Annotated in this window: 10 protein-coding genes and 1 pseudogene; 8 read left to right on the top strand and 3 right to left on the bottom strand. The window is 71.9% G+C overall.

Annotation, left to right across the window (positions count from 1 at the left end):
• Window positions 1–178: 178 nt before the first annotated feature.
• From Q0112_RS04155 to Q0112_RS04145, 3 genes are read right to left on the bottom strand one after another with little or no spacing between them, the layout of a single operon-like run.
• The gene (locus Q0112_RS04155) at window positions 179–1,432 is read right to left on the bottom strand and encodes a sugar ABC transporter substrate-binding protein (protein ID WP_297971805.1); all 1,254 of its coding nucleotides are present in this window, start codon (window positions 1,430–1,432) and stop codon (window positions 179–181) included.
• Between the two features lie 27 nt (window positions 1,433–1,459).
• On the bottom strand, window positions 1,460–2,641 hold the full coding sequence (locus tag Q0112_RS04150; RefSeq protein ID WP_297971800.1) for a PLP-dependent transferase: 1,182 nt from the start codon (window positions 2,639–2,641) through the stop codon (window positions 1,460–1,462).
• Complete coding sequence (locus Q0112_RS04145) at window positions 2,638–3,354, bottom strand: FadR/GntR family transcriptional regulator (protein WP_297971797.1); 717 nt, start codon at window positions 3,352–3,354, stop codon at window positions 2,638–2,640. Before Q0112_RS04145 ends, Q0112_RS04150 begins: the two co-directional genes overlap by 4 nt.
• Before the next feature lie 228 nt (window positions 3,355–3,582).
• Between Q0112_RS04145 and ffh the strand changes: the two genes are divergently transcribed.
• The 8 genes and pseudogenes from ffh to Q0112_RS04105 form a co-directional block, all read left to right on the top strand.
• Window positions 3,583–5,055, top strand: a complete 1,473-nt coding sequence (gene ffh, locus Q0112_RS04140; protein WP_297971794.1) for a signal recognition particle protein — start codon at window positions 3,583–3,585, stop codon at window positions 5,053–5,055.
• A 23-nt stretch (window positions 5,056–5,078) separates the two neighbouring features.
• Window positions 5,079–5,594, top strand: a complete 516-nt coding sequence (locus Q0112_RS04135) for a GNAT family N-acetyltransferase (protein WP_297971791.1) — start codon at window positions 5,079–5,081, stop codon at window positions 5,592–5,594.
• Window positions 5,591–5,935 carry a chorismate mutase gene (locus tag Q0112_RS04130; RefSeq protein ID WP_297971789.1) on the top strand — a complete coding sequence of 115 codons (345 nt, stop codon included), beginning with the start codon at window positions 5,591–5,593 and terminating at the stop codon, window positions 5,933–5,935. Before Q0112_RS04135 ends, Q0112_RS04130 begins: the two co-directional genes overlap by 4 nt.
• Before the next feature lie 4 nt (window positions 5,936–5,939).
• Window positions 5,940–6,299: a 30S ribosomal protein S16 gene (rpsP, locus tag Q0112_RS04125; RefSeq protein ID WP_297971786.1), complete on the top strand. Its 360-nt coding sequence runs from the start codon at window positions 5,940–5,942 to the stop codon at window positions 6,297–6,299.
• 15 nt (window positions 6,300–6,314) lie between these two features.
• Window positions 6,315–6,824, top strand: a complete 510-nt coding sequence (gene rimM, locus Q0112_RS04120; protein ID WP_297971784.1) for a ribosome maturation factor RimM — start codon at window positions 6,315–6,317, stop codon at window positions 6,822–6,824.
• A 55-nt stretch (window positions 6,825–6,879) separates the two neighbouring features.
• A complete protein-coding gene (locus Q0112_RS04115; protein WP_297971781.1) occupies window positions 6,880–7,125 on the top strand; it encodes a type II toxin-antitoxin system ParD family antitoxin in 246 nt (81 codons plus the stop codon).
• Window positions 7,122–7,424, top strand: coding sequence for a type II toxin-antitoxin system RelE/ParE family toxin (locus Q0112_RS04110; RefSeq protein ID WP_297971779.1), 303 nt, complete (start codon window positions 7,122–7,124; stop codon window positions 7,422–7,424). The genes Q0112_RS04115 and Q0112_RS04110 overlap by 4 nt, the downstream gene beginning before the upstream one ends.
• Window positions 7,421–7,805, top strand: a pseudogene (locus Q0112_RS04105) (tRNA (guanosine(37)-N1)-methyltransferase TrmD); the annotation flags it as partial. The gene Q0112_RS04110 and the pseudogene Q0112_RS04105, both read left to right, overlap by 4 nt.

Below are 7,805 nucleotides of genomic sequence, written 5' to 3'. Positions count from 1 at the left end.
CGATCTGGCAGGAATTGGCGCGTCGGGACGGGCTTCGGGAGGGGCGCCGGCACGGCCGACGCCCGCCCGGGATTTCATACGCAATCCGGATGATCCGCTGCCCCCCGGCAGGCGCAGGCCGTGCTCATCGCGAGCGGCGCCGTGCAAGAGGGGCGGACGCAATCCGCCGGATCGCGCATCACTTGTCGAGGTACTTCTGCTGCGCCTTGGTCAGATAGTCGGCCCACTGGGCGGCGAGCTCCTGGGGCGTGATCTCGCCGAGCAGCGCCTTCTGGCCGGTGGAGATGGCGAGGCTGTCCTTGAAGTAGGCGAATTCCTCGAGGTAGGTCGGCATGATCGTCGGCACGACGTCGGGATCGCCGAGTTCCTCGAACCAGCCCTTGAAGGCCTCGCTCTGGTAGAAGGGGTCGTTCTCGGCCGACTTCAGCGCCGGCAGCGCGCCGGTCATCTTGTTCCACGGCACGTTGCCCTCGGGGCCCTCGAGGGTCGCGATGAGCTTCCAGGCCAGGTCCTTGTTCTCGGAGGTCTCCATCATCGACCAGCCGGCGTAGCCGATGGTCGGGAAGGCCTTGCCGTCCGGTCCCTTGGGGAAGGTGGTCACGCCGTACTGCTCGGGCTTCATCCGCTCGGCGATGGCGATGAGCGCGTCCGGGTCCTGGTCGAGGAAGGCGCACTGGCCGGTGTAGAAGCCGGCGACGATCTCGTTGAAGCCCCAGTTCACGCTGTCCTTGGGGGCGAGGCCGTCCTTGTAGAGGTTGACGTACCACTCGAGGCCCTTCTCCCAGCCCTCGCTCGACCAGGTCGAGTTGCCGTCCTCGTCGAAGAAGGCGTTGTCGCCGGCCATGGTGGCGGAGAACATCACCCAGCCGTTGAGGCCGCCCGGGCCGCCGCGCATGCAGTAGCCGGCCTTGCCGGGCAGGGCGGAGACCTTCTCGGCCGCGGCGTGGAACTCGTCGAGGGTGGTCGGGACCGCCTCGACGCCGGCCTCCGCGAGCAGGTCCTTGTTGTAGAACATGGCGCGCAGGTAGAAGCCGTAGGGCAGCATCACCGGCTTGTCGTCGACGGCGCCGAGCGCCACGGCGCGGTCGGAGAGGTCGCTCGCGTGCTCCCAGCCCTCGAGCCAGGGCGAGAGGTCGGCGAGCAGGTTGTTGTTGGCGTAGAGCGAGACCCAGGTGTCGGGCATCTCGACCACGTCGGGCAGGTCGCCGGCCGAGACCATGGTGGCGAACTTCTGGAAGGCCTCGCCCCAGGGCAGCGAGATGATCTCGACCTTGGTGCCGGGGTTCGCCGCCTCGAACTGGCCGACGATGCCCTTCAGCGTCTCGGTGCGCTGCGGGCTGGTGATGACCTCGACGAGCCTGAGCATCGTGTCGGCCATCGCGGAGCCGGCGAAGAGCGCGGCGAAGGCGGTTGCAGTCAGAAGTCGCTTCATGTGGTTTCCCCCTGTTGGTCGTCCGGTTCAGGTTCTGGCGGCGTCGAGGCCGGCGGCGAGGTCGGCCCAGAGGGCCTCGGTGCCCTCGAGGCCGACGTGGAGGCGCACCGAGCGCGGGCTGATGCCGAAGGCGTGCGCCGAGTTGGGCTGCGCCTTCTGCTGCAGCACCACCTCGCCCGGCACCACGAGGCTCTCGTGGCCGCCCCAGCTCACGCCGAGCTGGAAGAGGCGGAGGCGGTCGCAGAAGGCGCGCGGGTCGAGCCCCTCGGCGAGCTCGAAGGAGAAGAGGCCGGAGGTGCCGCGCAGGCCCGGCGGCAGGGTGCCGAGGCCGGGGTGGTGCACCGCCGCGGCCTCGGGCCGGGCGGCGAGGCGGCGGGCGATCTCGAGCGCCGAGGCCTGGTGGGCGAGCATGCGGAGCGGCAGCGTCCTGAGGCCGCGCACCAGCAGCCAGGCGTCGAAGGGGGCGAGGCGGCCGCCGACGTAGGGGTAGAGCTCGGCGCGCAGCCGGTCGACGAGGGCCTTCGGGCCGGCGACGACGCCGGCGACGACGTCGCTGTGGCCGCCGATGTATTTCGAGGCGGAGTGCACGACGAGGTCGACGCCGAGCGCGAGCGGGTTCTGGAAGATCGGCGTCGCCCAGCTGTTGTCGATGATCGAGAGGACGCCGGCGGCGCGGGCGGCGGCGGCGAGCGCGCCGACGTCGAGCGCCTCGATCTGCCAGCTGGTCGGGCTCTCGAGGTAGAGGAGCCGCGCGCCGGGCAGCGCCGCGGCGACGGCGGCGGGGTCGCGGCCGTCGACGTAGGCGACCTCGACGCCGAGGCGGGGCAGGACGGTGCCGAACAGGCGGAAGGCGTCGGGGTAGACGTTGCGCACCGCGACGATGCGGTCACCGGGGCCGACGAAGGAGAGGACGGCGGCCGAGATCGCCGCCATGCCGCTGGCGAAGCCGAGCGCGTCCTCGGCGCCTTCGAGGGCGGCGAGCATCTCCTCGAACAGGCGGACGGTCGGGTTGATGCCGCGGCTGTAGATCGGCCGGGTGATCTCGCCGCGGTAGGCGGCGAGCATCTCGTCGTAGCTCGCGAAGGTGAAGAGCGAGGTCTGGGCGATGGGCGGGACGACCGCCGAGAAGGCGTGCGCGCCGTCGTGGGCGACGGTGAGGCGGGCGGCCTCGACGGGGTCGAGCGCGCGGGGCGGCAGGGCGGCGGTCATCGGCTCATCTCTCGGATGTCCTCCTCGACGATGTCGAGGATGGCGCGGGTGTGGGCGGCGGCCGCCTTCGGGTCGCCGTCGCGGATCGCCTCGAAGAGGCGGCGGTGGAAGGGGAAGGAGCGGCCGGCGAAGTCGGGCCGGTCGAAGGGCTGCGCCCAGAAGCGCTCGAAGTGGCCGCGGAGCTGTTCCAGCACCTGGCGGAAGAGCGGGTTGCCGCTGGCGTCGTAGACGGTGAGGTGGAAGGCGAGATCGGCCGCGCCCGAGGTGCCCTCGCGGAGGTGGACGCGCTCCATCTCGTCGAGCGCCGTCTCGATGCGGGCGATGTCCTCGGGGGTGCGGCGGCGGGCGGCGGCCATCGAGGCCTCGATCTCGACGCCGCGGCGGACCTCGAGGGTGAGGAGGAGCCCGCCCGCGAGGTCGCGCGGCTCGATCGAGAGCGGCAGGTGGACGGTGCGTGCCGAGACTGGCTTGCGGATATAGATACCGCTGCCGATGCGGGTCTCGAGCACGCCGAGGGCGCGGAGCTGGCTGACCGCCTCGCGCAGGCTGGAGCGGCCGATACCGAGCGCCTGCATCAGCGCGCGCTCGGTGGGCAGGCGGTCACCGGGCTTGAGGTGCGCCTCGTCGATGTGGCGCGAGAGGGCCTCGGCGACCTGGTCGGCCCGCCCGAGCGGCGGGAGCGCGGCGAGGCTGGCGAGGGCGTCTCGGGCCATGCGGGGCGGTTCGCTGTGTGATTCGGCGTCGAGACATCAGACGTCAGACCAATTCGTCCGGCAAGCCCCTTGTGAGCGTCGGGGTTGACCGCTGGCGGCTTCTCCCCTAGATCGCGGGCAAGTTCCCGGAGAGTCCCGTACCCTCCGGTCCTGGCAGTCTGCAGGATCGCCGCCGGTCAGCGCGTTGCGCCCACCGGCGCGATCGTCGTTTGAGGAGGGGGCGGCCCCATGTTCGAGACCCTGTCCGACCGGCTTTCCGGCGTCTTCGGCTCGCTCACCCGCCAGGGCGCGCTGTCGGAGGAGGACATCGCCACGGCGCTGCGCGAGGTGCGGACCGCGCTCCTCGAGGCGGACGTCTCGCTGCCGGTGGCGCGGGACTTCGTGAAGAAGGTCGGCGAGGAGGCCAAGGGGCAGGCGGTCACCAAGTCGGTCACGCCCGGCCAGCAGGTGGTGAAGATCGTCCACGACGCGCTCGTCGAGATGCTGCGCGGCGAGGGGGAGCCGGGGCACCTCAGGATCGACAGCCCGCCGGCGCCGATCCTGATGGTCGGCCTGCAGGGCTCGGGCAAGACGACGACGACGGCGAAGCTCGCCAAGCGGCTGAAGGAGCGCGAGGGCAAGCGGGTGCTGATGGCCTCGCTCGACACCCGCCGCCCGGCGGCGATGGAGCAGCTCGCCATCCTCGGAACCCAGGTCGGGGTCGACACGCTGCCGATCGTGCCGGGGCAGGATCCGGTCGCGATCGCCAAGCGGGCGCGGCAGCAGGCGACGCTCGGCGGCTACGACGTCGTCATGCTCGACACCGCCGGGCGGCTGCACGTCGACGACGAGCTGATGGCCGAGGTCGCCGCCGTGCGCGACGCGACCAAGCCGCACGAGACGCTGCTGGTGGTGGACGGCCTCACGGGCCAGGACGCGGTCAACGTCGCCGAGCAGTTCGACGGGCGGGTCGGCGTCTCCGGCGTCATCCTGACCCGCATGGACGGCGACGGGCGCGGCGGCGCGGCGCTCTCGATGCGGGCCGTCACCGGCAAGCCGATCAAGTTCGTCGGCCTCGGCGAGAAGATGGACGCGCTCGAGGAATTCCACCCCGACCGGATCGCCGGGCGCATCCTCGGCATGGGCGACATCGTCGCGCTGGTCGAGAAGGCGCAGGAGACGCTCGAGATCGAGGCCGCCGAGCGGATGGTGAAGCGGTTCCAGAAGGGTCAGTTCAACATGAACGACCTGAAGAGCCAGCTCCTGCAGATGCAGAAGATGGGCGGCATGTCGGGCGTCATGGGGATGCTGCCCGGCATGGGGCGGATGCAGAAGCAGATGGACGAGGCCGGCATCGACGACCGGATGCTGCGGCGGCAGGTCGCGCTGATCGACTCGATGACCAGGAAGGAGCGGCGCAACCCCGACATCCTGCAGGCCAGCCGCAAGAAGCGCATCGCCGCCGGCGCCGGGCTCGAGGTGCAGGAGCTGAACCGGCTGCTGAAGATGCACCGGCAGATGGCCGACGTGATGAAGAAGATGGGCGGCATGGGCAAGAAGGGCCTCCTGCGCGGCGGGCTCGGCGCGCTCTTCGGCAAGGGCGCGGCCGGGATGCCGGGGGGCCTGCCCCCCGGGATGCCCGCCCCCGGCGGCATGCCCGGCGCCCTCCCTCCCGGCCTCTCGCTGCCGCCCGGCCTCTCGGGGCTCGGCCGCAAGAAATGACCGCCGCGCCGGTGCCCGCCCCCGTGATCGAGACCGAGCGCCTGCGCCTCCGGCCGCACCGGCTGGAGGACTTCCCGCCGCTCGCCGCCTTCTATGGCTCGGCGGCTGCGCGCTTCGTCGGCGGCCCGCTTCCGGCCGACCGGGCCTGGCACGTCTTCGCATCCGACGTCGGCGCCTGGGACCTGGTCGGCTCGGGCGCCTGGGGCCTCGAGGAGAAGGCGACCGGCGCCTTCGCCGGGCAGCTCGCCGCCAACCGGGCGCCGCACTTCCCCGAGCCCGAGATCGGCTGGATCCTGCTGCCGGGCTTCGAGGGCCGCGGCTACGCCGCCGAGGGCGCGCGCGCGGTGCGCGCCTTTGCCTACGGCACGCTCGGCTGGGAGACGGCGGTCAGCTACGTCGATCCCGGCAACCGCCGCTCGGTCGCCCTCGCCCGCCGCCTCGGCTGCGTCGAGGACCCCGACGCGCGGCCGCTCTATCCGCAGGAGATCGTCTTCCGCCATCCGGGCCCCGCCGCGCTCGAAGCGGAGGCACCGCGATGAGCGTCGACGCCATCCGCCACGCTGCCGACCTCCTGCGCGGCCACCGCGAATCGATCGACCGGCTGGACGCGATCCTCGTCTTCACGCTGGCCGAGCGCTTCAAGCACACCCAGGCGGTCGGCGTCCTCAAGGCGCAGCACGGCCTGCCCCCGTCCGATCCGGCGCGCGAGAGCGTGCAGATCGCCCGCCTCGAGCGGCTGGCCGAGCAGGCCGACCTCGACCCGGAGTTCGCCCGCAAGTTCCTGAACTTCATCATTTCCGAAGTGATCCGCCACCACGAGCGGCATCTCGAGAACGGGCCGGCCGTGACCGGCGGGCCCACCCAGACCCAAGGAGACTGACCAGATGGCCATGAAGATCCGGCTCGCCCGCGGCGGGTCCAAGAAGCGCCCGCACTATTCGATCGTCGCCGCCGACTCGCGCTCGCCCCGCGACGGCCGCTTCATCGAGAAGCTCGGCACCTACGACCCGCTCCTCGCCAAGGACAAGGAGACGCGGGTGAAGCTCGACGTCGAGCGCGTGCAGTACTGGCTCGGCCAGGGCGCCCAGCCGACCGACCGCGTCGCCCGCTTCCTCGAGGCCGCCGGCCTCGCCGAGAAGAAGGCCCGCTCGAACCCCAAGCAGGGCCAGCCCGGCAAGGCCGCGCTCGAGCGCGCCAAGGCCCGCGCCGACAAGGCGGCCGCCGCGGAAGCCCCGGCCGAGTAGGCCCGCACGCGCGCCATGGCCGATCCCGCGGGCCTCACCTGCGTGGGCGCCATCGCCGGCGGCTTCGGCGTCAAGGGCGAGGTGCGGCTGAAGTCCTTCTGCGCCGACCCGGCCGCCATCGCCGGCTACGCGCCGCTCCTCACCGAGGACGGCCGCAGCTTCGGCGTCAGCATCACCCGGCCGATCCCCGGCGCCTTCGCCGCCCGCCTCACCGGCGTCACGACCCGCGAGGAGGCCGAGGCGCTGAAGGGCACCCGCCTCTACGCCCCGCGCGACCGGCTGCCGTCGCTCGGCGAGGACGAATTCTACCACGCCGACCTGATCGGCCTCGCCGTCGTCGACACCGGCGGCGCGCCGCTCGGCACCGTCCGCGCCATCCTCGACCACGGCGCCGGCGACATCCTCGAGATCGCCCGCCCCGGCGCTCCCGAACTCCTCCTCCCCTTCACCCGCGCGGCGGTTCCCACCGTGGATCTCACGGCTCGACGCATCGTCGCCGATCCGCCGGAGGGACTGCTGGGTTGAAAATGGCGCACTGCACCTATACTCATAAGTAGCACGAATGAATAGACAGACGCCCATGGCCAGCACGAGCTTCAGTCTGGGAGAGCACTGGGAGACCTACATCCGCAAGGAGGTCGCGAGCGGTCGTTACGGCTCGGCGAGTGAAGTGGTGCGTGACGGGCTTCGTGCGCTGGAAGAGCGCAATTCCCGCCTTGAGGCGCTCCGGGCGCATCTTGCCGAGGGCGCGGAACAGGCGGCCCGCGGCGAGTTCGTCGAATACTCGCTCGAAGGCCTGATCGCCGAGCTCGATCAGGAGGAATGACCGAGCCCCTTCGGCTGACATCGCGCGCCCGAGCCGACCTCAGGAGCATCGGTCGCTTCACGCTCAAGACATGGGGACGCAGGCAGCGCGATGCCTACCTCGAAGCGATCCATCGCCGCTTCTGCTGGCTCGCCGAGGATCCACGCCGTGGTCGCGCCCGCCCGGACATCAGGGAAGGCTATCACTCCTATCCCGAGGGGGCGCATATGATCTTCTATCTCGTCCGCGAGGGTGGCATCGACATCCTCGGCGTGCCGCATCAGGCGATGGACGTCGCGGCGCATCTCGGGTCGCGATGACCGCCCCCTGGACCGCCCGCGTCCTCACCCTGTACCCGGAGATGTTCCCCGGCCCCCTCGGCCACTCCCTCACCAGACGGGCGCTGGAGGAGGGCCGCTGGCGTCTCGAGGTCCGCAACATCCGAGACTTCGCCACCGACCGCCACCGCACCGTCGACGACACCCCGGCCGGCGGCGGCCCGGGCATGGTGCTCCGCGCCGACGTCGTCGCGGCCGCCCTCGACGCCGCGGCCGCCGGCTGGCCCGTCCTCTACCTCTCCCCCCGCGGCACGCCCTTCACGCAAGGCCGGGCGCGCGTGCTCGCCGCCAACCCCGGCGTCACCCTCCTCTGCGGGCGGTTCGAGGGGGTGGACGAGCGGGTGCTCGAGGCGCGCGCCGTCG

The sequence above is a fragment of the uncultured Amaricoccus sp. genome (assembly GCF_937858865.1).
Taxonomy (GTDB): domain Bacteria; phylum Pseudomonadota; class Alphaproteobacteria; order Rhodobacterales; family Rhodobacteraceae; genus Amaricoccus.
This window is presented reverse-complemented; position numbering and strand designations above follow the sequence as displayed.